This window comes from Acinetobacter sp. S4400-12, assembly GCF_024129495.1.
Taxonomy (GTDB): Bacteria; Pseudomonadota; Gammaproteobacteria; order Pseudomonadales; family Moraxellaceae; genus Acinetobacter; species Acinetobacter lwoffii_C.
On the sequence record NZ_JAMXYB010000007.1, the window covers coordinates 1 to 26,778 of the forward strand.

The following is a 26,778-nucleotide window of genomic DNA, read 5'->3' on the forward strand; positions in this document are numbered from 1 at the left end:
AACTCTCACACCTCGCGGCGCTGGAACCTAAATCCAGTGCGTCTACCAATTTCGCCACGTCCCCAATGGCTGTGTATACTATAGGGATCACTTTGCCCTGACAAGAGCTTTTTAAGAAAAACCCACCCATTTGATTAAATAAAAAACAATCTGCAATTTATTGTATTTTTCTCATTCAATTTCAGTCATCAAGCAGTATTTGACCACTTTGAAATCAGCCAATCTGTTTTGCTGCTGCCTGCATAGCATTCCCTCCAACAGTTTTTGAAAGGCTTTTAAACCTGTCGGAAGCTCAAGTTTGAAACGCTGGCAATGTATATATGCCCAATCTTCATAACTGGCCGCTTGTAGACGTTGCCCAGACAGCCATTCATAAAAAATGATTCCCAAAGCATAGACCTCACTTTGCAAAGACTTAGGCTTGCCGTGAAATAACTCAGGTGCCATATAACGCGGTGTTGCATTCATTTCTTTTATTACTGATTCAGACAGGGAATGTACCTGCTCAAAATCGATTAGATAGACCCTGCCCTGATCATGCACAAAATGTTCACGCTTTAAATCGGCATGAAAATAGCCCAATTCCTGTAATTCAATTAAGGGTTCTAAGACGCGCAGCAAATATTGCTGAATTTCCAGAATAGATAGCGTTTCTGGTGTACCGTCAAAATAAGCAGGAAAATCTGGCAGAATCAAAGCCTGCTGAAAAGTGTCATAAGCAATTTTAACAGGTTGCTGAATGATCCAAGCGGGCAATAGGCATTGCAAACCTGCATGCTGATAAGCACGGTAAAATTCCAGCTCATGCTGAAAACCCTGTTGAACCTGTTGCCATACAGAACTGGAAGAATCAGCAAGCTGTGTCTTCAGCCAGTAAGGCCCTGGTTCATTTAAATAATAGAGACGGCGACCAAAGCCCAGGCTACGGGCTTTGGTTTTTAGCTGCCAGTTTAAAGAAGAGAGCGTGTCTGGATTAAGTTGCAATATATTCGTGCTGTAGATCTGGTGTCTTCTGATAATTTAACAGTTCCAGACAATGCTGAATAGTTTTACCTACCCGCTCCTGCATTTCGATCAGGGAAATTTTAGGCCAGGTCGCCCGTTCGCCCTCGCGCTGTAAGACTTTAAACAGATGCGGCCGCGGATTCTGGAGCATATAAGTATAGTGACGTAAGCCATATTTTCCGACGATGTTTACATCGCCATAATAACGCTGATTGACCACCCCATGCCCATGGTCCAGCAGACGGCGGACTGGTGGCACCCGACCGGCATGCTCACGGGCAAAGTCCATCATGCCTTTGGTAATGACCGCACCTTGACGGCGTACAATACGTTGTGGCCAACTTAAGGTCCCTTTGCGGAAACGTGCTACATCATCCTGCATAAATGGCACGATATGCGGGTTCACCTGACTGGCGATGGTGTAATTGATATTATAAAGCCGCGCCATTTTCTCTTGCGGAAAATCACTGCGCACACTGCCATCGACCCAGCGCGTGGCTCCCATATACGGGGTATATTGACCATCATAGCGTTTACTGGTCAGACGTACGGGTGGAAATAGAATTGGCACTGCACAAGAGGCCAGCACTGCACTCCAGACCAGCACATCTGGTGAGGTATAGGCATTCATAATCCGTGCCTCCTGCGCAGCATCATAAGGAGCAACCGCGATATTAATATGTAGACCGGAAATTTTTAAGGCTTCTGCAAAAGTGACATCTCCCAGATTCTCAATCAGAAACTTTTTCAGGTATTTGACATCGGCCAGTCCACCATTACCTTTGAGCAGTTCATTCAGCTTACGAAAGTGAAAAGCTTCATGAAAAAAGTTATGTCCCTTCAACAGTTCTACATAAGTGGAAGGCTTGGACACGCCCAGCATGGCAGTCATAATAGCGCCGGCACTGGAGCCGGACATGACTTTGGGCAGCAAGTCTTGCTCCATTAAAGCCTTACATACACCAGTATGAAATAACCCCAAAGTGGAACCGCCGGAAAACATCAAAGCTGGCTGGCCATAAGCACGCTGACAATGTTCAAAGTATTCGATCTTTTCTTCAAATTTCAAGCACTGACATTCATCTGAGGCGATATAGGCCAGACCCAGACTGACTTCTTCTACATATTCTTCAATAATTCTTTTGGTGCCGACATAAGTCTCGGTAAAAAGCAAAGGATGTGCAATATTGGCAACATCATAGCTCAGCCCTTCACACAGGATATGCATCAGATCTCGGGTACGCTTTTGCTGGCGGTAACGTCTTAATTTCCCTAAGCGATGCGCAATCACTTCAGCATCAAAATACGGCGAGCTATTATCAAACTTCCACTCTTGTGCACCTGATTCCTCATCAATCTTTAGCGCAATATGTTTCCACTCCTCATAAGTCTCAGCAAGCTGTAACTGCTGTTTCAGCTTTTTGATCCGATAGGCCTGATGTGGATTAATATCCTGGGTAAAATCTTTGAATAGCATCTGTCATTTTCCCTATATATTTCTCATTCAGCCCGTAGTCTTAAATATGGAAAATGCCCTTTTCCTCCTTCTAGACTAAAGGAGCAAAACTCTCTGCTTTAAGTAAATTATCACACTTTTCAGACTTTGACTGTGAATTTTACAGTGATAGTATGCTAGACATAATTTTAAATCTGCATTATTTCATCATGGCGAAAATCGACTTACCTGACAATATTTTAAATGCGCTTTCTACTGTACTTTTGCAGCTTCAACATAGCTTGCCTGAGCTGAAGCAGACACCGGATTTTTCTGCGTATGCTTATAAATGGCAAAACGGGGAACTAAAGCCGATTCATCAACTTAAACAGATTGCGCTGGAAGATTTAAAAGGAATCGAGAAACAAAAAGAAAAAGTGATTCAGAACACTTTACAGTTTTTAAAAGACCTGCCTGCCAATGATGTGCTGCTGACCGGCTCGCGTGGCACAGGCAAGTCGTCAATTGTCCGCGCCTTGTTGACTGAATACGCAGATCAGGGTTTACGCCTGATTGAAATTGAACGTGATGACCTGTCAGATCTGCCTCAAATTCAGCAACTGATCGCTGGCCGTCCAGAAAAATTTATAGTCTATTGTGATGATCTGGCCTTTAATGCAGAAGATGAAAATTATCGCAGTTTAAAAAGTGTTCTGGATGGCTCATTGCAATCTGGTTCCAACAATTTTGTGATTTATGCGACGAGTAACCGTCGCCATTTATTGCCAGAATTTATGCATGAAAATACGCCGGTCACCAAAGTCGATGTACCGCAATATACAGAGTTACATCCTCAGGAAGCGATCGAAGAAAAAATTTCCTTATCTGATCGTTTCGGATTATGGCTGTCTTTTTACCCGATGGATCAAAACCTCTATCTGGAAATTGTGGAACATTATCTTAAAAAATCCAGTATGGAACTGACTGCAGAGGCACGTGCCGAAGCATTACGCTGGTGCCAGGCACGTGGGCAACGTTCAGGTCGTGCTGCTTATCAGTTTTCGAAGCATTGGATTGGGTCAGAGCAACTTAAAAAAGCTTAAAGTAGAACCATCATGATAAAGTAGAACCATCATGATAAAAAAAGAACCGCAAGTGCGGTTCTTTTTTTGAATATAATAAACGAGGCGTTAACTCTTAATCCTGACAAATTGGTGGTAATACAGAACGAATACCTAAACCATTGGCAATTTTCTGCACCATGTTTACCACATTAACATCATTCGCTTGATATGAAACCAACTGAATACCCATCGGCAATCCGCTATCACTCAGAGCTATGGGGAAAGCATAACTTGGTGCATCTAAATAGTTAAATGGACGTGTATATTCACCCACATGACTAAACTCGGCATCTTCTGAACTTGACACAGCTCCAAGAAATGGGCTCACTGGAAACAACAAACATTGACCATCTAAAGAGGCTTTAAACGATTGCTGAAACTCAGTTCGCTCTGCAATCAATGTCTCATATTTTTGCTGTGAGATGGTCTTACCACGTAGCACACGCTGACGTACCAATTCCCACATTTTTACTTCAGCATTTTCAGCTGTATCACCATGATACAAATAGCTTTCATAGGCAATAATATCAGATGTTCGATCTGATAGATCATGAAAATCAAAATGTGCAGGTGGTTGCCAGTTTTTAATTTCAATTCCTAAAGCCTCTATGCGTTTTAGCACTCCGCGCCAAAGCGTTAATACCTCATGCTCAAGCGGATATGGAAATGCAGACTCATCTAAAGCATAAATTACATTTTCACTTGATGCCACTTCAACATTTGTATCCATCAATAAATTAATTAACGCACTAATGTCATCTGCAAAACGCGCAAACGGACCTAAAGTATCTAATGTTTTAGATAATGGCACTGCACCCATGTCAGCAATTTTATGAGCTGTGGGTTTAAATCCAAATATGCCATTCAATGCTGCTGGTGTACGAATTGAACCACCAGTATCACCACCAAATGCTAAAGGACTTAGATTACATGCAACTGCGACTGCTGAACCTGAAGAAGATCCACCTGGCGCGAATTGCTGTTCTGCCCAAGGGTTTTTAGGTGTACCCTGCATTGGATTTTGCCCTGACAAACCAAAGGCCAACTCGGTCATTTTAGTTTTACCTAAGATTACAAAACCTAAATTTTGTAACTGATCAACCAGTTCGCAGTTTGCTAACGCTTTTTGATCTAGATAAACTGTACCGGCATACGTTATATGACCCGCTACATCCAGATTATCTTTTAGTAAAATTGGAACACCATGAAATGGACTTAAACGTGTTCCTTGCTGAAGCAACTCATCTAAGTACTTAGCATGTTGCAAAGCCTCGGTTTCAAATAGTTCCGAAATGCAATCTAGATGTTTAAATGTCTGGTTTCGATCAATATAAAATTGAACTGTCTCTACTGAAGTTATCTTTTTGCAAGCAATCTGTCGACCTAACTCAAGTGCAGATAAATTCACAATATTCATTTTATATCTTCCAAACCTTTTCCTGCCGTTTCAGGCATCTTAATAAATGTGATTAATGTTAATAAAGCGCCAACCAGTACCATAAAGTAGAAGTAATCTTGTTTACCAATACTTTGTAACCAAGTCAGTACATATGGGGTCGTGCCGCCGAGTAAAGCCACCATCAAATTGTAAGGTGCACCAATACCGACCGCTCTAACTTCTGTCGGAAACTGCTCAGACATGACCGCGGGGCCAATGGCTGTATATAAAGCATATAAAACCAATCCAAAAAGCTCGACCAACAAAATCGATGCAAAAGTCCCATCCATCCACTTAATGATTGGATAAAAGAAAACTAAATATCCCGCAGCAAATACGATCAACTGCGGTTTGCGACCAATTTTGTCTGATAGCCAGCCAAATACAGGCTGACACAGTATGAAAATAATTAAGCCAACAGTATTCGCAGCAAAGGCTGTTTGTGGCTCTGCACCTAAAACTTTAATGGCGTAAGTTGGGACATAAACTACAAAAATATAAAATGCAAATGTCGTTAAGATAGAAATACCGACAATACGGAGCGTTTCTTTCGGATGACGTTTAATCAATACAGCCAAAGGATTTTTTACGGATTCTTTTTTATGGGTCATTTCACTATCAGGTACGGATTTACGAATCCACATACCCACCAAGCCGCCAATCGCACCCAAAATAAACGGAATACGCCAACCGTATTCACTCATTTGCGTTTCAGTCAAAGCACTTGTTAAAGCCCAAGCAAGACCTGAGGCCATCAAAATACCAATTGCTGAACTAAAAAACATAAAGCTCGAATAGAATCCACGTTTATGTTTTGGTGCCATCTCTGAAAGATAGGTTGCAGCTGAAGCGAACTCGCCGCCTAACGATAAACCCTGAAGTAATCGTGCCAATACCAAAATAATTGGTGCAAAAATACCAATTGATTCATAGGTTGGTGAAAGACCAATCATCAAAGATCCACCTGCCATCATAATGATGGTGACGGCCAAAGCGGCTTTTCGACCATAGCGGTCCGAAAAGATGCCCAATACGATTCCACCTAATGGGCGCATGAAGAAACCAACAGCAAAAATTGCGAAGGTCGCCAGCAACGATGCCGTTGGATCATCTGAGGGGAAAAACTGTTTCGCGAAAAATACCGCAAATGTGGCATAAATCGTCCAATCAAACCATTCAATCGCATTTCCTACAGTTCCTGCAAGAATAACTTTCTTTTGTGATACATTTCCTTGAGCGGAAATTGAGTTTTGCATTTTTGACTCATCCATAAGCGTCTCATTTAATATTTAGACATATATACAGGTTGTATTTTATTTTCTAGACTTTAATTAAGACTATAATTAGTTATTAGACAAGTCAATCATCATGAGTGAATCTTTTAGTTTCGACGAAATCGATACCGCATGCATCAAAGCTCTCATCTCTAATCCGAGAGGATCATGGAGAGAACTGAGTCAGATTAGTGATGTTCCGGAAAAAAAGCTGTCTCGGCGTCTGGTTAAATTGCTAAATGACCAAGTTATACGTACTGCGATTGAGTTAAATCCACTGGTTACCAATAAGGGTTACACAGTTCATGTATGGATCAGTGTGAAATTTGGGAAGGAAAAAGAAATTGCACAATTTTTTGCAAACCGCCCAGAAGTGCGTATTGTTTTTCTAACTACAGGACTTGCAGATATTTTCTTAGAGATTGGACTAGAAAAAGCAGCGGATCTCTCCATTTGGATGCATGACTTTGTTACGCAAATTCCAGATATTAAAACTGTAGAAACACAAGCGGTCTTAAAACCCTTTACATGGGCCAGTAAACCTAAAGCATTAGATGGCATCAGCGTTAAAAATGTTAATGTTAGAAACTTGACTGAAACTGAATTAAAGTTAATTCATGCTCTATCTATTGATGGCCGTTCATCTATTAAAAGTTTGGCAGAACAAATTGAGCTCAGTGAACATAAAACTCAGAAATTATTGAGTGACTTATTGGAAGAAGGTATTTTCAACATTCGTGTCGATGTAGAACCTAGTTTGATGGGCTATAAATCCGAAGCAATTATTTTGATTAAAGCTCGTCCAGATTCAGCGAATCATATTGCCAAGACCTTGTCTGAACTCAAATATACACGTTGTCTATTTGGAATTAGTGGTGATTCGCAATTTTTCTGGCATGTACTATGTAATGATTTAAGTGATTTATGGAAATTAATTACTGAAGATCTTGGTAATTTTGAAGGTATTCAATCCTGTAATACCAACATGGTGACTTTAGCTTTAAAGCGTGCAGGATTTATGCGAAAAATCAGCAGTGCACAGTTATTTTCAAGTTTGGAATAAAAAAAGAACCGCAAATGCGGTTCTTTTTAAACGATTGTCACGCTTCGTTTGGATTACTCAATTCCGTCATCGGCCAACGCGGTGTGGTAGTAACCGCCAGACCATCTTGCTGCCCGGCTTTTAAACGCTGGTAACCTGCAAAAGCAATCATTGCACCATTATCGGTACACAGTGCAGGTTCAGCATAGTATACAGAGGCTCTGATCTTGGTTAAATCCACTTCCAATCGCTCACGCAAACGCTTGTTGGCACTTACTCCACCGGCAATCACCAGACGTTTTAAGCCAGTCTGTTTCAATGCCTTGACAGATTTTTTTACTAAAGTATCCACAATGGCTTCCTGGAAGCTGGCAGCAATATCGGCATCCCGGTTTTCATCCCCCAGCTTTTTCATTTGTACAGACACCGCAGTTTTTAAACCGCTAAATGAAAACTCCAGCCCCTGATGCAGCATGGGACGCGGGAAAGCAAAAGCGTTTGGATCACCCTGCTCGGCCAGTTTTGAGATATTCGGCCCCCCCGGATATGGCAGGCCCATCATTTTGGCGACTTTATCGAAAGCTTCACCAGCCGCATCATCAATCGACTCGCCCAGCAGTTCATACTGGCCAATACCATAAGCAGCCATTAACTGTGAATGACCACCCGAAACCAGCAGCGCAACAAATGGAAATTCTGGCGGCGTTTTTGAAAGTAAAGGGGCCAGCATATGACCTTCCATATGATGCACACCAATTGCCGGCTTGTTGAGGGCAAATGCCAAGGTACGACCAAAAAGTGCACCAGTCATCAGTGCGCCCATCAGACCCGGACCACGAGTATAAGCCACTGCATCAATTTCAGATTTTTTCACGCCGCTTTGTTCGAGCAGTTCATTCATTAAGGGAATGAGCTTGCGCACATGGTCACGTGAAGCCAGTTCTGGCACCACCCCGCCATACTCTGCATGCAGTTTAATCTGACTGTACAACACCTGTCCGCGCAACCCCAGCTCGCTATCATACAGTGCCAGTCCTGTTTCATCACACGACGTTTCCAAGCCCAAAACGATCATTAAACTGCCTATAACCTGTATCAAATCTATTGCAGCAACTATTATAGACTTGTGGTATGAGATGTAAATGAGTAAAATACTGACCTTCACTTGTGATCAAGGGCAATTCGGCCCTGATCTTATCCATAACTTAATGAGGATTCTTCATGCCACAAGTTAAATTGAAAGAAGGCGAACCAGTAGACGTAGCTATCCGTCGTTTCAAACGTTCATGTGAAAAAGCGGGTGTTTTAGCTGACGTACGTAAGCGCGAATTCTACGAGAAACCAACTCAAGAACGTAAGCGCAAAAAAGCTGCTGCTGTTAAACGCTACCAAAAGAAATTGGCGCGTGAATCAGTACGTACAACTCGCCTTTACTAAGATTAATTTGTGATTGACCGCTTGGAATAAATAATGACTATTTTAAAAAACCAGATTACTGACATTTTGAAAGCCACCATGCGTGCTAAAGAAATGGACAAGTTAACGGTCATTCGTAGTCTCCAAGCCGCAATTAAGCAAATCGAAGTCGATGAGCGTAAAGAACTTGACGACGCTCAAGTTCTTGCGGTCATTGAAAAACAAATTAAACAACGTAAAGAATCGATCAAAGCCTTTACAGGTGCTGGTCGAGAAGATTTAGCTAGTAAGGAACAAGCCGAAGTTGAGGTTCTCTCTCAATTTCTACCAGAAGCTATGACTGAGGAAGAACTTGATTCCGTGATTGCGCAAACGATTGCAGCGCAACAAGCTACTAGCATGAAAGATATGGGTAAGGTGATGAATTCTCTGCGTCCGCTCATAGCCGGGCGCGCCGATCCTGCACAGGTTTCAGCCAAAATCAAAGCCAAGCTTGCTTAATCCCCTATTCAATTCAGCTCTAAATCCGTGCTGAACTGCCTCACTTTTAGACAGTTCTCGCCATATTCTCATTTTTTTTATTGCAAATTACAATTCACATGATGACGTTTTAGCAACTGCATCTCTTTAGAAGATTTGACCTGCAATATCACCTCCTGTTTGCCTACATTTTGAAACTGACGATCCAGATAGGCCCGGTTCTGATCTGCTGCCTGATATAAACGGTCAACATAACGCTGCACAATAGCGCAAAACTGCTGCTGCTGCGACGCCGTAAAACCCTGCTGCTGTGGATTTAACGCTTTTAAAAACTGACGTGATTCTTTTTGATAATCAGTATTAATCTGCTCAACCGCTTCTACATATTCGACTGCACTTGCAGCAAAACCATTCACACCACACCCCAATAGCAATACCGCTAATAATATTTTTTTCATACAATGATTTAAATAAACAATTCTCTTTGGCCCGATTGTAGCGTGATTTACCCGGATTGGGATACATCTTCTACCCACAAAATCCGCATAAAACTATTTTCAGATTTTATCTTGTCGTTCCCGCTGCATCTGCTTTAAACGCTGATTAATGGTGGCCGATAAAGACTGATTACTTTTACTGACCCGCTGTGCATGTAATAAAGATTTAATCGCTGTTTCCTCATGACCTGACCAGTATTCCACTTCAGCCCGATAGCGCAGAACAGTCGCGGCTTTAATCTCGGAGGCTGGCTGAGCATTTGCAGCCATTTGCATAAGACGCCAACCACTGACATCCCGCGGATTTGCACTTAAAAAGCGCTGTACAATAGTTCTAGCATGATCAGGCTGTTTGGCACGAATCAGCACCTCAGCATGCTTATAATTCAATGCCCGGTTTTCCGGCATAATGCGTGCTGCTGAACTCACACTTTTTAAAGCCTCATTAACATGATTTTGGCCCAGATAAACATCCGTCTGACTTAATATCCATAAAGGATGCTTCTGGTGCTTCTGGCTCACCTGATCAAGAACAGCCTGTGCAGCCTGAAAGTCGCCCTGTTGCAGATGATACGTCGCCAAGGCCAGTTGACCAGCAAAACTATTGCGCCCTGCCAGCAAACTTAACTGCTTTTCACTGGCCTGACGGGACACTACCCGGCTATACCATTTGATAATTTCAAAATCCTGATCATTCAGCTTCGGTTTGACTGCCGGAAGCTGACCAGCACGCAGTCGCGCTTCGCTCATCCTTTCGGTCGTCAAAGGGTGAGTAAGCCAGAAATCCGGTAAAAAACTTAAACGGCTGGTAGATCGATGCATAACCTCGAAAAAATCTGCCATGCTATGCGGATTATAACCCGATGCGTACATGTACTGCATACCAATGCGATCCGCTTCACGTTCCTGATTACGGCTATAAGTGAGCTGCTGATCAAGTAAAGCTGCCTGAGAGCCCATCATGACCGCAGCACCTGCATCACCATCTGCCTGCGAGGCCACCAAGGCTCCCACCAGAATTCCTGCCAAAGCCAATAAGCCCTGCCCCTTAAAGGCCTCTTGGGAACGGCTATAATGGCGCTGGGAAACGTGAGCAATTTCATGCGCCATCACCCCAGCCACTTCATCCATATTACGTGCAGAATTAATCAAACCTGCATTTAAAGCAAACAAGCCACCGGGCACGGCAAAGGCATTAATTTGTGCATCATTAATAACTAGCAGGCCAATCGGCTGGGATAACTGGGTTTGACTGAGAATATGGGAAAACACTGAGAGGAGCTGATCTTCAAGCCAGGGATCCTGCATCACTGGCATCTGCCTATGTACTTCGCGATAGACTTTTTCACCGATCATTTTTTCTTTTTGCTGATCGAGCAAGCCTATACCAGCCCCAATATCGGGCACAGTAAATAGTGCTGTCGGTCGATCAAAATAAGTGCTGTCGGTATGTCCTACGGACATACATATACTTAAACTACAAGCCAGTAGCAAACGTTTCAATGAAAATTCTCTGAGCCTAATATTTCCAACTTCCACGAATATAGCATTGAAGCTTGAGCATAAATGCAAGAAAATGTTATTTAATATTAACTTCGTATAAATCTAAAACTGTGGATTAACCACATAGCGTGGCACTTTCCCTTCCAGTGCATCCACCAGATTCTGATAGGCCAGTTCTGCCATTTTCTTCCGTGTCGCTGCTGTCGCCGAACCCACATGAGGCAAAGTAACTACATTCTCCAGCTTAAACAGCTCTGACTCTTTTAAAGGTTCTTTCTGATAAACATCTAGCCCTGCTGCAAATATCTGCCTAGCTTTTAGGGCATCAATCAAGGCCTGCTCATCAATTACTGAACCACGGGCAATATTTACCAGCACAGCATGAGGCTGCATTTGGGCCAGTTCTGCTGCGGCTATTAGGGATTTTGATTCTGCATTTAAATCTACCGCAATCACCACAAAATCCGAACGCTGTAAAAGCTGGCTTAAAGTACAATATTCTGCACGAAGGCTTTGGGCCAACTCCGGTTTTTCGCGGCGGTTATGGTAAAGAATATTCATATTAAAACCATAAAAACCACGGCGTGCGATTGCAGCACCAATATGACCAAGGCCAATAATCCCAAGCGTTTTTCCAAAAACATCTACACCGAATTGTGCTTCGCCTACAGTACGCTGCCATTGTCCCTGTTTGGTCCATTGATCCAGATAGGGAACTTTTCGGGCAGCGGACATCAATAAGCAAAAAGCCAGGTCAGCCGTAGTTTCAGTCAATACATGTGGCGTATGTGCAAGATAAATCTGCTTTTTATTTAAATAATTCAGCTCATAGTTGTCATAACCCACACTGACACTGGAAATAATTTTTAATCGGTTTGCAGTGGCCAAATTATGACGATTCAACAACCGTCCTGCACCGAGCATGCCCTCTGCATCCCGCACATGCGTCAAGAGCTGTTCATTGACATCACCCAACTTTGGCTGCAAACAGACCACCTGATAACGCTGTTCGAGTTTTTCCTGAATGTCTGGATCAATCTGACTGAATACTACAACTTTCTGTTTCATACTTTTTATTCCAACTCCTTTTGGTCTTAACGGATATTAATCCACACTATCCGGTTTATTTTGCATAAATTGCCATAAACGTTTTTTCAGAGTGGGCTGTTCCAGCATCTCCTGCAAGGAAGCCAGCTGAATCATTTTTACGGGATGGACATAGGGAACAGAGCCCAGAAAAATTATATTTTTCTCCATACTCATCATATCCAGAAAGCCCTGAATATAAGACTCTACCCCACGGCCGTCCTGCATATTCGCCCATGGAAATGGCCAGTTTAACTCATAAAATTCACCTTGCAGGGCGCGCTGGATGTTACTCCACAAATGCTGGGTCTCTTCTGTCATCTCTGTGGCATTCATCACAATGACACAATGCGGCAAATTAAGGGCCTGTAAACTGAATGGCGGAATATGTTGTATTTGCCGCTCTTCCTGAACTGGAACGACGGTTACTGAAGCTTCAACAACTTCCTTAACTTCATCAAGCTCAACGATGCTAACTGGTACAGATACAATTTCTTGTGGCAGCGGCTCATGACGCGCAGTTTGCGGTAAAGTAATCTCGCTACGAAGCTCAGGAGTTGCCTGATCCCGCCAGATGGAAACCTGATGCTGCTGGCATGCCTCATCCCTAGGAATCCATATATCAATTCCCAATGCTGCCAGTATGCCACGCTGATGCCCTATCATTTTTTCATCATCACCCATTTCAGGCCAAACATTTTAGCCGGATTCGCCTTACTCTGCCGAACTTTTTCCAGTTTTAGGGTTCTATCTTGCCTGTTTTCCACACTGTTATGTCTATAACATCAGACCTGAAATATGTCTATAACATCAGACCTGAAATTTGAATGCCTATCTTAGCATGAAGATGGGTCCACTTCGTCTCAGCGACCTAAAGAGAAACCTAAACAATCATCAGGCTATTTTTTTTCAGCATTTGCTCAATGATCTCATCCGTTTCAAACCCTAGACGCCAGTATAGCAATTCCATCACATCCAGCTCATCCTGAGTCACAATCCGGTCGCTCCACAAACAGGCTTCCGCAATCCCCAATATGCTTAAACGGTCACGCAACAATAACCCGGCAATATCATTCAAAATTTCAGCCAGATCAATTGGTTCATCAGAAATTTCAGCATACATCTCCTGCTCTTTTAAGGTCAAAATACGGTTTAAAATCCGCTCCCGAACTTCGAGCTGGTTCCCGCTGTTAATCTGCTGGACATGGAGTAAAGCATCAATCAAACGCACAATCTGGGACTTAACCTCTTCCAGTGAAGTGGGCGTATGTACAGGCAATAAATTCAATTCATGCTTGACTCGCTCCAGCAGCAAAGCATCCAGCAAGCCAATTTCTCCATCTTCCTGAATAATCCGTGCCAGCTTCATCAGAAACTGCCGGGCAACAGTAATCGGCATGCCACCAATATTTTTGCAAGCCTGTAAAAAGATGGGAGTATGAACACGACCATCCAGATTCAACAATGAGTCCACAATCGCACGGCTGACCTCTGCTTCAATCGGTATAAATTCACGATATTGCCGGATCATTAAAATAGCAACCATGACTTCACGAGAACCCGTCGAAGTCTGCAAAGCCCGTTCAATCAGATCCGGACGTGGCATATTGGTGCGAAATTCCGGATTCAGCGGCTTGATCGCATCTTTAATCGCAAAGCTAATGGGTGACAGGCGCAGCAAAGGTAATGGCTGTGGCGAGCTCCAAGTGGTTGTGCTTTGAGGCACCACATCCTCTAAAGAGCGGAACAGGCTAAATAAGGGCTGATTTTTCAACTTTTTCAGATTTTCGAGTTGCAGTTCCTGAATCAGCCCAGGATTTAACTCATAAATACGCTGATTAATATCCGGATGAATATTCAACCAGTTCTGCTGGCTCAGGGAGTTGGCAAAACACATATGTGAAATTGATTCAGCATATTCACTATAGATTTGCGAACCGGAATGATGCACATAAATCCTTAATAAGGTCTGAATGTTGGCATCATTTTGAATCAGGCGCCTGGTTTTCTGGTCATTCTTGAAAGTTCGCCCGCTCAGCGATATATATTTGATAAAACGAGAAATGAGTACCCCTAAACTGCCAACCAGCCAAATGACTGCACCCAGCGCCACATATAGCGTTTCAAACCGGTTTTCACGCGGAATACCATGACGGTAAAATCCGGACTTGGCCAACTTACTGCCCCACTGGCTAAAAGTCACCAGACTGCTATACAGGATTTTTAGCCGGGTATTTTCAGCAGCCTCACCAGACAGAATTTTATTAAATTCATGGCTTAGCAGACCATACAATTCCATTTCATCTAGCGTCTGTAGAGCGCCCCAAGTCAGAATAATTGCGGTATCTGCCGGGCCGAAACCTGCTGTCAGGGCATTGACTCCGACTTCATCGGGTAGTACATAAACCGCTGGAGCCTCAATCAAAAAAGTTTCCGCAAGCTGTTCGGTAATCCGTAATGCCGCGCTTTCTTCAGGAATACTTTCTATCTGGCTCAGCCGGCGTGCGCCCATTTGCTTGGCAAGCGAATAGCCACCGGCACGGAGTACATAAAATTCATGTGATACAGAAACTGCCATTAAAAACAGGACAAACGCAATCAGATAAGGACTGAAGCTATGCCAAACTAAAGACTGGGTGGGATCAATATAGAAGGCAAATAAGCCGGCAATTATATTTATAATAAATATTGTTAATAATACTGCAATCAGGCAAAAGCTCGCTGGCAGCCACATATTTTTATTCTTTATAAACGTATAGCTTACGCTTCTCAATGTACCACCCTAAGTCACATGATCTGCAATGCGCTCATCATAAAACAAAAAAGCGGGAAGTTCCCGCTTTTTCATTATGATTTTTATCGCTTTAATCGCTTAGGATTCACGTACACCCGTCAGGTCGACTGAAGCGGCATCGATATTAACATCGATATAGTTCTCACCTTTTTTGGCACTTTCCTTACGTTTTTTCTGTAAGTTATCAAGATATTCTCTATCAATTCCGCCTGTGACATAGATACCGTCAAATACCGAGCAATCAAACTCACGCAATTTCGGCACCTTGGTCGTACGTACTGCTTCTTTCAGGTCTTCCAGATCCTGAAACACCAGACGGTCTGCACCAATAATCTCACGGATTTCTTCTACACTACGTTCAGAAGCAATCAGCTCTGATTTTGCCGGCATATCAATACCATAGACGTTTGGATATTTCACCATAGGTGCAGCTGAAGCAAAGAAAACTTTTTTTGCCCCTGCATCACGCGCCATCTGGATAATTTCATTACAGGTGGTACCGCGTACAATCGAATCATCAACCAATAAAACATTTTTACCCTGAAATTCCAGCTCAACCGGGTTAAGTTTCTGGCGGACCGATTTTTTACGCTGTTGCTGACCTGGCATAATGAAAGTACGACCGATATAGCGGTTTTTCATAAAGCCTTCACGGAATTTCACGCCCAGCGTATTCGCCAGCTCTAGCGCTGAAGTCCGTGATGTATCCGGAATTGGGATGACCACATCAATATCATGCTCCTCACTCCATTCACGCAGGATTTTATGAGCCAGTTTCTCACCCATTTTCAGACGGGCTTTATACACTGAAATACCATCAATGATTGCATCCGGGCGGGCAAAGTACACATATTCAAAAATACATGGACGATATGCCGGCTTGCTCGCACATTGCTGGGTAAAGAAATTACCCTGGAGGTCAATAAATATTGCTTCCCCCGGCTCAATATCACGTTCAACCTTAAAGCCCAGTGCTGTAATCGCAACCGACTCAGAAGCAATGATATATTCCATGCCTTCTTCAGTCTGACGTGAACCATAGATCAATGGACGGATACCGTTCGGATCACGGAACCCTACCAGACCTTGGCCAGTAATCATGGCAACTACCCCATAAGCACCTTTACAACGCTCATGAACACGCGTTACCGCATGAAATACATCTTCTGAAGTCGGCATCAGTTTGCCGCGTTTTTGCAGTTCATGTGCAAAAACGTTAAGTAAAACTTCCGAGTCCGAATCGGTATTCATATGACGCAAATCTGTTTTAAACAGATCTTCATGAATTTCAGCCGAATTGGTCAGGTTACCGTTATGTGCCAAGGTAATCCCGTATGGCGAGTTCACATAAAATGGCTGCGCTTCAGCACTACTTGAAGAACCCGCAGTGGGATAACGCACATGACCAATGCCGTAGTTTCCTCTTAAGGCACGCATATGACGGGTATGAAATACGTCACGCACCATACCATTATCTTTGCGCAGGAACAGGCGTCCTTCATCGCATGTCACGATCCCAGCAGCATCTTGTCCACGATGTTGTAACATCGTTAATGCATCAAACAACATTTGGTTAACGGGCGTTTTACCAGCTATACCAACTACTCCACACATAGCAACCTCGCAGACAAGCTAGGGATTAATAAAAGGATTATTCGTAGATGCATCTGAAATTCCGTCTTTAGAAGATTCAGATGAAGAATCTGAAAGTCTCGGTGTACCTTCAGATTTGATGTGCTTTAAGGCACCGTTTGCAGCGTCTTTCGACAGCTCGGTTGCCCAAGGTGCATACGGAATTAAAGCCTGAATGAGCTTGGACTGTTTCCAGTGCGGGGAACTTTCTACCCATGGACCAATTCCCTGAAGTGTGATCAGGACAATCAGCAACCCTTTCAGGCTTCCAAAAACACCGCCTGCAAGACGATTGAGCGGGCCAAGTTTAAGTGTTTTTAAAATACGGTTCAGAAGAAAGGTGACGATCCAGGTCAAAACAACAATAATCAGTACAATAAAAGCAAAGGCCGCAATCTTCTGTACCACTGGATCAGTACTGAGAGCCACCATGGAAGGCGCAAGTAGTGTTGAATATTTCGCCGCAACAATTAAGGCGAAAATCCATCCCACCAAGTTCGCAAAGGCTTTGATAAATCCTTGACGCAAACCGTTTAACCCTCCAATAAGCAGGATAATCAGTATAAAGATGTCAATGGCATTCATAAGTTTTAAAGTGCGTCTACACAGTCTTTGACAAGTTTTGGTCCAGTATAGATAAGACCACTATAAACCTGTACCAAGCTGGCTCCTGCCTGCTTTTTGGCAACAGCATCTGCACCTGAAAGAATACCACCCACACCAATTAATGGAATTTGTCCTTTCAAAATCCCTGCAAACGCAGCGAGGCATGCCGTACTTTTCTCAAAGACCGGTGCACCCGATAAACCACCTGCTTCTTCCGCATACGCCAGACCTTCAACGCCTTCACGCGACAATGTGGTATTGGTCACGATCAGACCATCAATTTTATATTGCAATAACTGCTTGGCAATAAAGGCAATATCTTCTGATTCCAGATCTGGAGCTACTTTCAATACTAACGGCACATAGTGCTGATGTTCCTGCGCCAATTCCAGTTGACGATTTTTCAGCGTTTCTAACAATTCAGTCAGCGCATCGCCGCTTTGCAAGCTACGCAGGTTCTTGGTATTTGGAGAAGAGATATTTACAGTAATGTAGGAAGCATAATTATAGACTTTTTCTAAACAAATGAGATAGTCATCTACAGCTTTTTCTACCGGTGTATCGGCATTTTTACCGATATTAATGCCCAAAACACCTTTAAATTTTGCCGCTTTGACATTTTCAACTAACTTGTCTACCCCATCGTTATTAAAACCCATCCGGTTAATAATTGCCTTGGCTTGCGGCAGACGGAATAAACGCGGGTGTGGATTACCGGCTTGCGGTCGTGGGGTAATTGTCCCAATTTCAATAAAACCAAAACCCTGGCTAGCCAGAGCATCAATATAGGCACCATTTTTATCCAGACCGGCAGCAAGACCGACCGGATTCGGAAATTCAATTCCCATACAGCTGACAGGTTTTGCAGCTACACGTTGATGCACCAAGCCCATTTTATGGGTTGATTGTAATAATGATAGTGTTAGCTCATGTGCACGCTCTGGTGCTAAAGAAAACAACAAAGGGCGGGCTAGAGAATACAACATATCTAGAAAAGTCTGCTACTTTTTAAGTCGCCATATTATAGGCATAGGCAGCCCAAAAAACCATGCTTTGTAAATCTTTATTTTTAGTTGCTATTGCACAGTCGCTGCTAATTTAATCTGCTCTGCTTCCTTATTTAGCTCCATTTTTTCGATACTTAGCCCCATTTGGGTCAACTGGGTCAGGAAGTTTGCCAGCACTGCATAATTTTCATGCAGAACGACCAGCTGAATTTTTCCATCTATGTGCTGGGAAGCAACAGACAAACCTTGCTGCTGAGCAACACGCTGGACTTTCTCCGCAGCATCCAGCTGTAAGTCTCCAGCGGGTTTCATGGTCACGGCATTACTCTGCATCCACACAATTGTATCTTTAAGCTGATTTAAACGCTTTTGCTGGGTATCCGCAGCTTGATGCATATACCAGAGTGCAGAGCCAATTGCTGCAACCAGCACAAATATAATGGTGAAAATGACCAGTACCCGCTCACGCACGGACAAGCTGTCCAAATAATCACTGAATCGTTCAAACTGCTGGTTAAGCCGGTTTTGTAATTGTTGCATCGTTTTCATTATTGTATTTTCACCAGTCCTACCGCACCTGTAGCTGTTGCCTGTATATTGCCTAACTCCACCTTGAATCCCTGTTGATTCAACTGCTGGGAAAGCCCATTCAAGCTCTCCGAGGTTGCAGCTTGTAACTCCAGACTCAGCCCCGACGCATCATAATGAACGCGCTGCGCCACCATCTGATTCTGCATCAACACTGGCCCCACGCGGCTCATTAACTGTAAAGCATGCATATTGGCAGTCTGGCTCTGACGCAACTGCGCCTCAAACTGGCTTTCAATATTTTGCTCGGTCACCGGATAATTCTGCCCAAACCAGTATTTAAACTGGTCTATGGCCTGCATGGCCGTCTGATTGGCAACTTTTTTATATTGATACCAACGCACTGCATCATAACTAAACTGAACCAGCAAAATCCCCACGAAAACCGCAGCACAAGCCTTCCAGTAGCCTGAAATTACACCCTCTGATTTTGCCTTAGGCAGAATATTAAACGGGTGCTGCTTGGGTTTTTTAATGACTGGTAAGGTGTACTGAAAAGATTCAATTTGCTCCCGCGTCGTCACCGCTTCCAAGCTATTTAACTGCTCAACATCCAGACCACTGACCTGGTATTGTAAATCTTTGGGTTGAAAATCCAGATATAAGCTTAGGTCATCCAGTGACTGGCCTATATACTCATCTTCTCGAACCAGCAATTGTCCGCCAATTTGTGTAATCACCCGCTGATTGGCATGCGCAGGCACAGGCACAATCAGAAAATCTGGCAACAATGCGGTAACTTTTACCGGAATCAAGTTTAGGGCATGCTGCAAGGTTTCTACCGTAGAGTTTGCAATTCCCATAAGCCTGATCTGGTCAGGCTGCTGAAAATGATGCAAAACCTTCATGGCATCGACCGGCAGCACCACATATTCTTCCAACAAATATTTAATGCCTTCATTGCCCATTTTCTTATATTGGCTGCGTGACAAAGTCTGCTGCAAGATTTGCACATGACGGCTTGGAAAAAAAACCACCGCCTCTTTGGCCTGATAAGCTTGTATGTCCTGAATCAGCTGCTCTAGTGTCGCTGCCTGGTTCCAGAACTCCCCCACTGACCATTGCCAAATTCCATTGGCTTCTGGCATCCATAAATACAACATCGATTGTGTTCTACCGTTTTTTTAACTGGTTTTATATTGTTGGGCTAAAGCTTTTTATCTGGGTTGATAAACCCGCTGCAATCACCGCCTGATCATAAATACGCGCTTCAGCCAGCGCATAAGGCTGAAAAGAATCTCCCACCAGAATTGAAGCAATATGTGCCACGACATTCATATGACAGACCACTGCAATCGACTCATAAGGCAGTTGCGATAACCATTCCACGGCTACTTTTGCATCATCATCTGGCTTGATGGCATTACAGATCACCACAGGCACATCTTTAAAATAATGCTGTAAATGTGCCAAAGTTTCCTGTGCACGCACCAAAGGACTGACCACAAAGACTTCAGGCTTGATCCTATCTTTTAAAAACTGCGCCGTCTGTTCTGCCTGCTGGTGCCCACGCTCCGTTAACGGACGTTTGCCGTCATGACCATTGACCGGAGGAGCAGCCTCGCCATGTCGTACTAAAGTCAGTTGCATCTTTCATTCCTTCATTTCTTGTATTTGTATGATAACGATCAGATATGACAGACATTATACAATTAGGGTAATAAATTAGACCTGATGATGGGGCAAAACAAATTCAACATCACTGCGATGACCATTTTTCATCAGCGACAACGCAATCGACAAGGGTGGCGCCCCCTGGAAAATCACCTCATATAATGCAGTGGTAATCGGCATATAAACTTCCAGCTCTTCAGAACGCATCTTAACCTGCACAATGGTATTAATCCCTTCTGCAGTTTGGCCCAGTTCGGTGGTGGCCTGTTCCAGAGTTTTACCCTTACCTAAGGCATAACCCACCTGATAGTTACGGCTCAGCGGGCTGTTACAAGTCGCAAACAAATCACCCACACCAGAAAGCCCCAAAAAGGTGAGCGGATTGGCACCGAGCTTTACGGCAAAGCGGCTCATTTCAGCCAATGCACGGGTCAGAATCATACTTTTGGTATTCTCACCCACGTTATAGGCAGCGGCCATTCCCATGGCAACCGCATAAATATTTTTCAAGGCTCCGCCCAGCTCCACGCCATGCACATCATCACTGGCAAAAACACGGAACAAGGCACTATGCAAGGCCTGCTGCACTGCATAACGCACCAGCTCAGATTCACTGGCGATCACTGTACCTGCCGGCTGCCCCGCCATAATCTCTTTGGCCAGATTAGGACCGGAAAGTACACCACAAGGCACTTCTGGTAAAACTTCACGAATAATATCACTCATAAAGCTAAATGTTTTCGCCTCAATCCCTTTGGTCAGGGAAATGACCGCCTGAGAACTAATAAAAGGCTTAATCTGCTGCAGGACATCACGGAAAGAATGACTTGGAATCGCAACCAGAATAATATCGCGATCACGCACAGCCAGCTCCAAGTCAGATACAGCATGCAAATTGGACTCTAACTGAAAATCCGCCAGATAGCGCTTATTAATATGTGTCGCATTAATATCAGCTGCGACTTCCGGATCACGAATCCAGATCATGGTATTGCAACCATTACGCACTGCGGTATTGGCCATAGCAGTTCCAAAACTACCACCACCCAGCACCGTAACTCTTAAAGCAGTATTCTGATTTACTGCTACCGGTTCAACCAAATCGGAAAAATTCAACTCTGACATCTTGTTTTTAATATCCTGTTTTGCAGTACATTTTAATTATTTGGATGCCAGTAACTGACATAATTACTGGTCTGAATGTCTGCGCGTGATGCAATGGTTTTGGCCGCCGTACCAATATAAATAATGCCAGAAATCAGGTCATCTTTGGAGATTCCTAAAGCCTGCTTAAACAAAGTCGATTCCACCACTACTCCACTGCGCCACATGGTCGAAAAACCCTGTGCTTGCAAAGACAACAGGAAATTTTGAATCGCGGCCCCAGAGCTCAGGATTTGTTCAAAATGCGGAACTTTGGGATGATCTTGCAAACGTGTCAATGCCAGCACCAGCAATGGCGCACGAAAAGGATGGTTTTTAACTCGCTCAATCTGTGCCGTTTCAGTTTCACCCAGATCAATCAACGCCTGAGACAATAAAAGCCCAAAAGCTTCACGCTGCTCATCAGGCACCACCACAAAGCTGGTAGGCTTTAACCGGTGATGGTCCGGTGCAGTTAAGGCAGCCTGAAAAGCATACTCCAACTGTTCTGCATTGGGTGCAGGCGCTACTAGACTTCCAATAGACTGTCGCTGGTGAATATTTTGATGAACGATGTCGACCACTGATTCCGTCATTGCTTTCTAAATCTGTCACTTAAAAACTACTTTTAAGGTTAGCATATTCATAGCTGAATACTCTAGAAACTTCACAAGTATTGCTAGCATACACCAGATGCTGACAGCCATTATTTCCTGTTTTAAAGAGAATCGGCAACTATTGAAATTTCAGAAATGGATTGCGCCATAAGCTAAAGCTGGGCAGATCAGGTATAAAACGAAGCGAATAGCAAGACCGGACTATTAATAGCAAGCTTCATAACCAAATTTGAGATCGTTTTAGCCACATGAACGGAAACAAGGCATCGTTTTGTTTAACAAAGCAAAAGTATAAGCACGCTTAAGTGCACAGGGCTATACTAAAAATTGCTAAACTTATACATCAACCACAAAATTTGTAGTTCTTTCTGTGGTGAAATAACTTCTATTTAGCGGATTTATCAGGACAGCATCATGAAAAAAACAATGGCATTCGGCGGGCTAGCTCTTTCTACGCTCATTTTAACAGCATGTGCTTCCAACCCAACTTCCTCACTAGCAGTGCAAAAAGAAAATAATCTGTTTGAGGTAACCGGTTTAGGAAAAACCCAGTTAATTGCGAAAAACAATGCAATTGCGGCAGCCAATAAAGCCTGTGGGTCGCGTAGCACCACCATCGTTGTGGATGAGCAGACTGCCTATAATGGTGCATTAAAAGGTGTTGTGGATGAGCAGACAGGCCAAATTATTCAAGCCGCTGCAACGGTTTTAGGGAATATTGCCGGAACCAATACCGGGCTAAACCAGAAGGATGACTATCAAACCACCTTAACTTTCCGCTGTCAGGCTAAATAATTTTTTTAATAAATAAGCATAAAAAACCGCTCTTAAAGAGCGGTTTTTTATATTCATCCACTGCTAATCTGATTAACAGTAACCTTCCAGGCGGGTTAATGGCAGCTTTTGCCCAATTGCTTTTTCAATTTCAGGCAGATAGAACGCATCATCCTCAGAAAGAAAACTGATACTCACACCTCGACTTCCTGCACGTCCAGTACGACCAATACGGTGCACATAATCATCTGACTGTTCAGGTAAGGTGAAATTCACTACATGCGATACACCATCAACATGAATACCACGTCCTGCGACATCCGTTGCAATCATGATGTTATGGTTGCCATTTTTAAACTGATCCAACATCTTCAGACGTCTGTCCTGTGCAATTTCACCAGAGAGCATCACCACTTTATAACCATCACGTTTTAAATGATCATACAGTCTACGCACCTGGTCACGACGGTTGGCGAAAATCATGACCTTCTCGATCGGCTCATCCCGCAACACTTCTTGCAGCAATTTATATTTATCCGCTTTAGCGACCATATAAACACGCTGCTCAACATCAGCATTGGTTTTCTTTTCCGGTTCAATCTCTACAGTAACAGGTTCAAAGAGCCATTGCTGTGCCAGATTTAGAACATCATAACTAAAGGTTGCAGAGAACATCAAAGTTTGGCGCTGCTCTTTACGCGGAGAGAAACGCACAATCCGCTTAACTGATGGAATAAAGCCCATGTCGAGTAAACGGTCCGCTTCGTCAATGACCAGAAACTCGATTTGATCCAACCAGACTTCTTTCTGGTCGACAAAGTCGATCAGACGACCTGGGGTCGCGACCATAATATCCACGGGTGCTTTATCCAGTTGTGCCTTCTGCTTGTCAAAATCAACACCACCCAGCAAAGTCACGACACTCAAACCACTGAACTTCGTCAAATCCTGAGCATCACTTTCAATCTGCAAAGCCAGCTCGCGGGTAGGCGCCAAAATCAGGGCACGCGGTTCCCCACGATAACGCTGCTCCTTAATCGGATTATTCAGCAGGTCGTTGATCACACTAATTAAAAAGGCTGCTGTTTTTCCGGTACCTGTTTGTGCACGACCAATCGCATCATGACCCGCCAGTGTGAATTTTAAAACCTTCTGCTGAATCGGCGTCATGGAGTTAAAGCCTAAGGCATCAATTGCTTTTTTCAGTTGGGGATGTAAATTTAAGGTTTCAAAACCAGATGACATAAAGCGCTGCTCTAATTCAATGATCACAAAGATGGGAATAGTATAAACAAAAAACGCCCCAATTTATATTGGAGCGCTTTTCAGATTAATCCGAAGATTAGTCTAACGGTTGAACTTCTTCAGCTTGGAAGCCTTTTTGGCCTTTTACAACACTGAATTCAACACGCTGGCCGTCACGAAGTGAACGATGACCGTCACCTTGGATAGCACGGAAATGAACAAATACGTCATCACCGCCATTGCGTTGAATAAAGCCGAAGCCTTTAGTGTCGTTGAACCATTTTACTACGCCTTGTTCACGAGCAGCTGTCATTAGTTAATCCTCATTGATACTAAAAAAAGGACCACCCGGTGTTGCAAACAGCAGAGCAAACAAGTTTGAAAATATTATTTTTAAGCTTGTAATCATTCTGTAAAACTATTAACAAAATCCCGGTTACATCCATGGTGTTATAGGGTGAAAAACAACTAAGTTGTTTAACTGAAATCCTAATTACCCAACGAGCTTAGCACGGGTTTATGACAATTAATAGATATTTTTTAGCTTTGTTCTTTTTGATTTAGTTATTTTTTCACAAAATATGTCAAATAGCAGATAAGTGTTAGTTGATGTATCTTTTTGCTCAAAAATTTGGGTTTTGGCATCCTATTTGCTATTATTTATGGTCTTTTTAAAGGTGGTACGGATAAAGCAGTCATGGGGCAAAATAGCGACCAAATCAGTATCATAGATGCGATGGGCAAACCCTGTCCAATGCCGCTACTTATGTTAAAGCGCGCATTAAAAGCCCAACCTGGTCTGACATTTTTACTAAAGTCTTCTGATCCGCATAGCAAGACTGATGTGACACGCTATTGTCAAATCCATCATTTAACATATGAATTTAGACAGATTTCGGCCACAGAGTTTCACTACCTGATTGAATCTTAAAAAAATTCAATTAGACTGGATAGCTTCACAAACGTATAAAACTTTACATTTCTCTACCCAAATATCCATTATTTGCGGAGAGTTTGGATTAAGATTAAACCTAGTTAAGGGTTAAATCCCCCGCACTTCAAGGAGAACACATGAGTGACAGCCGCAATCAATTGATGCCCCTGTCATTATCGGCGCCAGGTGTCAATCTCGGTGCTTATATTAGTACTGTCAATCAAATTCCTATTTTAACAGCCGAACAAGAAAAAGAGTTGGCTGAACGCTATTACTATGACCAAGATCTCGATGCAGCAAAAATGCTGGTCATGTCACACTTGCGTTTTGTGGTACATATTGCACGTAGTTATGCAGGCTACGGCCTGCCTCAGGGTGACCTGATTCAGGAAGGTAACCTGGGTCTGATGAAAGCAGTAAAACGCTTCGACCCGAACATGGGTGTACGTCTGGTGTCATTTGCAGTGCACTGGATTAAAGCTGAAATTCATGAATATGTGATTCGTAACTGGCGTATTGTCAAAATTGCCACCACCAAGGCACAACGTAAACTCTTCTTTAATTTACGCAGCCTGAAAAAATCATCAAAAAAGCTGACGCTCGAAGAAGCAAAATCAATTGCGAATGACTTGAATGTCACACCAGAACAAGTACTGGAAATGGAAGGCCGTCTGACGGCGTATGATGCTGCTTTTGATGCTTCAGGCGATGACGATGACGAAGGTTCAACCCATGTTGCACCGGCTTTGTATCTTGAAGATAACCGTTATGATCCGGCACGTCTGATTGAAAATGAGGACTATGAGGAACAAAGTACCTCTGCCCTGCACGACGCCATGGAGCAACTGGATGACCGTTCACGTAATATCTTGCAGCGCCGCTGGCTCGATGATGAAAAATCGACTCTGCATGAACTGGCAGCCGAATATAATGTTTCTGCCGAACGTATTCGTCAGCTGGAAAAAAATGCCATGGAAAAAATTAAAGTTGCAATGTCATCTAACTGATATTTTGAATTTGCATAATTTGGTATTTTCAAAAAAAGCCTTCCTCCCAGAAGGCTTTTTTATGCCGGCAATTTGACTTTTATGCTAAAGTTAAGCGCAAACTTTATGGGGAAGATCAATTCAAATGTGGATTGCGATTTCAGCACTCAATCTTGCACTTGCAGTCCTGCTCGGTGCATTTGGTGCACATGGTTTAAAGGCACGGGCAACTGAAGCGCAATTGGCCTGGTGGCAGACAGCGACAGATTATTTTTTCTATCATGCGCTGGGTTTACTGCTTCTGGCCATCATGAGCCGAGTCATTCCAGAGTTGCCGATCAAGTGGAGCTTTGTCCTGATTCAGGCAGGAATTTTCTTCTTTTGTGGTTCTCTTTATATTATGGCACTAGGCCTGCCACGTGGTTTAGCTGTTATTACGCCCATTGGCGGTGCTTTAATGATTGCCGGCTGGTTAATTCTGGCCTGGAATGCCGTAAAATATATCAAATAAGTCTGAAGCTTTAATCAATCATGGAGG

The 26,778-nt window shown here is 43.3% G+C and carries 28 protein-coding genes; 8 read left to right on the forward strand and 20 right to left on the reverse strand.

Translation table 11 applies throughout. From position 1 onward, the window contains the following. Positions 1 to 171: 171 nt before the first annotated feature. Positions 172 to 987 carry a protein kinase gene (locus NI461_RS05075; protein WP_174660583.1) on the reverse strand — a complete coding sequence of 272 codons (816 nt, stop codon included), beginning with the start codon at positions 985 to 987 and terminating at the stop codon, positions 172 to 174. Continuing rightward, the gene (locus NI461_RS05080) at positions 974 to 2,482 is read right to left on the reverse strand and encodes a DUF3336 domain-containing protein (RefSeq protein WP_151206143.1); all 1,509 of its coding nucleotides are present in this window, start codon (positions 2,480 to 2,482) and stop codon (positions 974 to 976) included. Before NI461_RS05080 ends, NI461_RS05075 begins: the two co-directional genes overlap by 14 nt. A gap of 188 nt (positions 2,483 to 2,670) precedes the next feature. On the opposite strand from NI461_RS05080, the gene NI461_RS05085 reads away from it, so the two are divergent. Further along, positions 2,671 to 3,543, forward strand: coding sequence for an ATP-binding protein (locus tag NI461_RS05085; protein ID WP_174660584.1), 873 nt, complete (start codon positions 2,671 to 2,673; stop codon positions 3,541 to 3,543). Between the two features lie 94 nt (positions 3,544 to 3,637). Here NI461_RS05085 and NI461_RS05090 read toward each other — a convergent pair whose 3' ends face one another. Both NI461_RS05090 and NI461_RS05095 read right to left on the reverse strand, forming a co-directional pair. Then, complete coding sequence (locus tag NI461_RS05090; protein WP_174659928.1) at positions 3,638 to 4,981, reverse strand: amidase; 1,344 nt, start codon at positions 4,979 to 4,981, stop codon at positions 3,638 to 3,640. After that, positions 4,978 to 6,273, reverse strand: coding sequence for an MFS transporter (locus NI461_RS05095; RefSeq protein WP_253156726.1), 1,296 nt, complete (start codon positions 6,271 to 6,273; stop codon positions 4,978 to 4,980). Before NI461_RS05095 ends, NI461_RS05090 begins: the two co-directional genes overlap by 4 nt. A 97-nt stretch (positions 6,274 to 6,370) precedes the next feature. Here NI461_RS05095 and NI461_RS05100 point away from each other — a divergent pair, with 97 nt between their 5' ends. Then, entirely contained in the window at positions 6,371 to 7,339 is a 969-nt protein-coding gene (locus tag NI461_RS05100) for an Lrp/AsnC family transcriptional regulator (RefSeq protein ID WP_174659930.1), read from the forward strand. A gap of 37 nt (positions 7,340 to 7,376) precedes the next feature. Here the strand turns inward: NI461_RS05100 and tsaD are convergent, their stop codons facing one another. Further along, on the reverse strand, positions 7,377 to 8,393 hold the full coding sequence (gene tsaD / locus NI461_RS05105; protein WP_151204202.1) for a tRNA (adenosine(37)-N6)-threonylcarbamoyltransferase complex transferase subunit TsaD: 1,017 nt from the start codon (positions 8,391 to 8,393) through the stop codon (positions 7,377 to 7,379). Positions 8,394 to 8,539: 146 nt separating this feature from the next. Between tsaD and rpsU the strand changes: the two genes are divergently transcribed. Beyond that, positions 8,540 to 8,755 carry a 30S ribosomal protein S21 gene (rpsU, locus tag NI461_RS05110; RefSeq protein ID WP_001136722.1) on the forward strand — a complete coding sequence of 72 codons (216 nt, stop codon included), beginning with the start codon at positions 8,540 to 8,542 and terminating at the stop codon, positions 8,753 to 8,755. A gap of 33 nt (positions 8,756 to 8,788) precedes the next feature. Further along, on the forward strand, positions 8,789 to 9,235 hold the full coding sequence (locus tag NI461_RS05115; protein ID WP_151204201.1) for a GatB/YqeY domain-containing protein: 447 nt from the start codon (positions 8,789 to 8,791) through the stop codon (positions 9,233 to 9,235). Between the two features lie 77 nt (positions 9,236 to 9,312). Here NI461_RS05115 and NI461_RS05120 read toward each other — a convergent pair whose 3' ends face one another. The 13 genes from NI461_RS05120 to NI461_RS05180 form a co-directional block, all read right to left on the reverse strand. Next, a complete protein-coding gene (locus NI461_RS05120) occupies positions 9,313 to 9,672 on the reverse strand; it encodes a hypothetical protein (protein WP_151204200.1) in 360 nt (119 codons plus the stop codon). A 99-nt stretch (positions 9,673 to 9,771) separates the two neighbouring features. Beyond that, a complete protein-coding gene (locus NI461_RS05125; RefSeq protein WP_217485899.1) occupies positions 9,772 to 11,214 on the reverse strand; it encodes a M48 family metalloprotease in 1,443 nt (480 codons plus the stop codon). Between the two features lie 102 nt (positions 11,215 to 11,316). Continuing rightward, the gene (locus NI461_RS05130) at positions 11,317 to 12,282 is read right to left on the reverse strand and encodes a D-glycerate dehydrogenase (RefSeq protein WP_174659932.1); all 966 of its coding nucleotides are present in this window, start codon (positions 12,280 to 12,282) and stop codon (positions 11,317 to 11,319) included. Between the two features lie 36 nt (positions 12,283 to 12,318). Then, the gene (locus NI461_RS05135) at positions 12,319 to 12,966 is read right to left on the reverse strand and encodes a hypothetical protein (RefSeq protein ID WP_174659933.1); all 648 of its coding nucleotides are present in this window, start codon (positions 12,964 to 12,966) and stop codon (positions 12,319 to 12,321) included. 217 nt (positions 12,967 to 13,183) lie between these two features. Continuing rightward, complete coding sequence (locus NI461_RS05140) at positions 13,184 to 15,073, reverse strand: M48 family metalloprotease (protein ID WP_253156728.1); 1,890 nt, start codon at positions 15,071 to 15,073, stop codon at positions 13,184 to 13,186. Positions 15,074 to 15,172: 99 nt separating this feature from the next. After that, positions 15,173 to 16,708 (reverse strand): amidophosphoribosyltransferase, encoded by a 1,536-nt coding sequence (purF, locus tag NI461_RS05145; RefSeq protein WP_151204195.1) that lies wholly within the window; start codon positions 16,706 to 16,708, stop codon positions 15,173 to 15,175. An 18-nt stretch (positions 16,709 to 16,726) separates the two neighbouring features. Beyond that, positions 16,727 to 17,311 (reverse strand): CvpA family protein, encoded by a 585-nt coding sequence (locus tag NI461_RS05150; RefSeq protein ID WP_151204194.1) that lies wholly within the window; start codon positions 17,309 to 17,311, stop codon positions 16,727 to 16,729. Positions 17,312 to 17,316: 5 nt separating this feature from the next. Next, entirely contained in the window at positions 17,317 to 18,318 is a 1,002-nt protein-coding gene (locus NI461_RS05155) for a quinone-dependent dihydroorotate dehydrogenase (RefSeq protein ID WP_151204193.1), read from the reverse strand. Between the two features lie 90 nt (positions 18,319 to 18,408). Next, on the reverse strand, positions 18,409 to 18,888 hold the full coding sequence (gspM, locus tag NI461_RS05160; protein WP_253156729.1) for a type II secretion system protein GspM: 480 nt from the start codon (positions 18,886 to 18,888) through the stop codon (positions 18,409 to 18,411). Further along, positions 18,888 to 20,030 carry a type II secretion system protein GspL gene (gene gspL, locus NI461_RS05165; protein ID WP_174659936.1) on the reverse strand — a complete coding sequence of 381 codons (1,143 nt, stop codon included), beginning with the start codon at positions 20,028 to 20,030 and terminating at the stop codon, positions 18,888 to 18,890. The genes gspM and gspL overlap by 1 nt, the downstream gene beginning before the upstream one ends. Before the next feature lie 31 nt (positions 20,031 to 20,061). After that, positions 20,062 to 20,517, reverse strand: coding sequence for a phosphohistidine phosphatase SixA (gene sixA / locus NI461_RS05170; protein WP_174659937.1), 456 nt, complete (start codon positions 20,515 to 20,517; stop codon positions 20,062 to 20,064). Positions 20,518 to 20,592: 75 nt separating this feature from the next. After that, positions 20,593 to 21,666 carry an NAD(P)H-dependent glycerol-3-phosphate dehydrogenase gene (locus NI461_RS05175; RefSeq protein WP_151204189.1) on the reverse strand — a complete coding sequence of 358 codons (1,074 nt, stop codon included), beginning with the start codon at positions 21,664 to 21,666 and terminating at the stop codon, positions 20,593 to 20,595. Positions 21,667 to 21,698: 32 nt separating this feature from the next. Next, on the reverse strand, positions 21,699 to 22,280 hold the full coding sequence (locus NI461_RS05180; RefSeq protein WP_151204188.1) for a nitroreductase family protein: 582 nt from the start codon (positions 22,278 to 22,280) through the stop codon (positions 21,699 to 21,701). Between the two features lie 435 nt (positions 22,281 to 22,715). Here NI461_RS05180 and NI461_RS05185 point away from each other — a divergent pair, with 435 nt between their 5' ends. Next, positions 22,716 to 23,096 (forward strand): hypothetical protein, encoded by a 381-nt coding sequence (locus tag NI461_RS05185; protein ID WP_151206130.1) that lies wholly within the window; start codon positions 22,716 to 22,718, stop codon positions 23,094 to 23,096. Between the two features lie 72 nt (positions 23,097 to 23,168). Here the strand turns inward: NI461_RS05185 and rhlB are convergent, their stop codons facing one another. Then, the gene (gene rhlB, locus NI461_RS05190; protein WP_151204186.1) at positions 23,169 to 24,320 is read right to left on the reverse strand and encodes an ATP-dependent RNA helicase RhlB; all 1,152 of its coding nucleotides are present in this window, start codon (positions 24,318 to 24,320) and stop codon (positions 23,169 to 23,171) included. A 97-nt stretch (positions 24,321 to 24,417) separates the two neighbouring features. Then, on the reverse strand, positions 24,418 to 24,633 hold the full coding sequence (locus NI461_RS05195) for a cold-shock protein (protein WP_004280099.1): 216 nt from the start codon (positions 24,631 to 24,633) through the stop codon (positions 24,418 to 24,420). A 384-nt stretch (positions 24,634 to 25,017) separates the two neighbouring features. Here NI461_RS05195 and NI461_RS05200 point away from each other — a divergent pair, with 384 nt between their 5' ends. From NI461_RS05200 to NI461_RS05210, 3 genes are all read left to right on the forward strand, one after another. Beyond that, complete coding sequence (locus NI461_RS05200) at positions 25,018 to 25,251, forward strand: sulfurtransferase TusA family protein (protein ID WP_174660585.1); 234 nt, start codon at positions 25,018 to 25,020, stop codon at positions 25,249 to 25,251. Between the two features lie 140 nt (positions 25,252 to 25,391). Next, positions 25,392 to 26,261: an RNA polymerase sigma factor RpoH gene (rpoH, locus tag NI461_RS05205; protein WP_151204185.1), complete on the forward strand. Its 870-nt coding sequence runs from the start codon at positions 25,392 to 25,394 to the stop codon at positions 26,259 to 26,261. A gap of 124 nt (positions 26,262 to 26,385) precedes the next feature. Then, positions 26,386 to 26,751, forward strand: a complete 366-nt coding sequence (locus NI461_RS05210) for a DUF423 domain-containing protein (protein WP_151206128.1) — start codon at positions 26,386 to 26,388, stop codon at positions 26,749 to 26,751. Positions 26,752 to 26,778 lie beyond the last annotated feature (27 nt).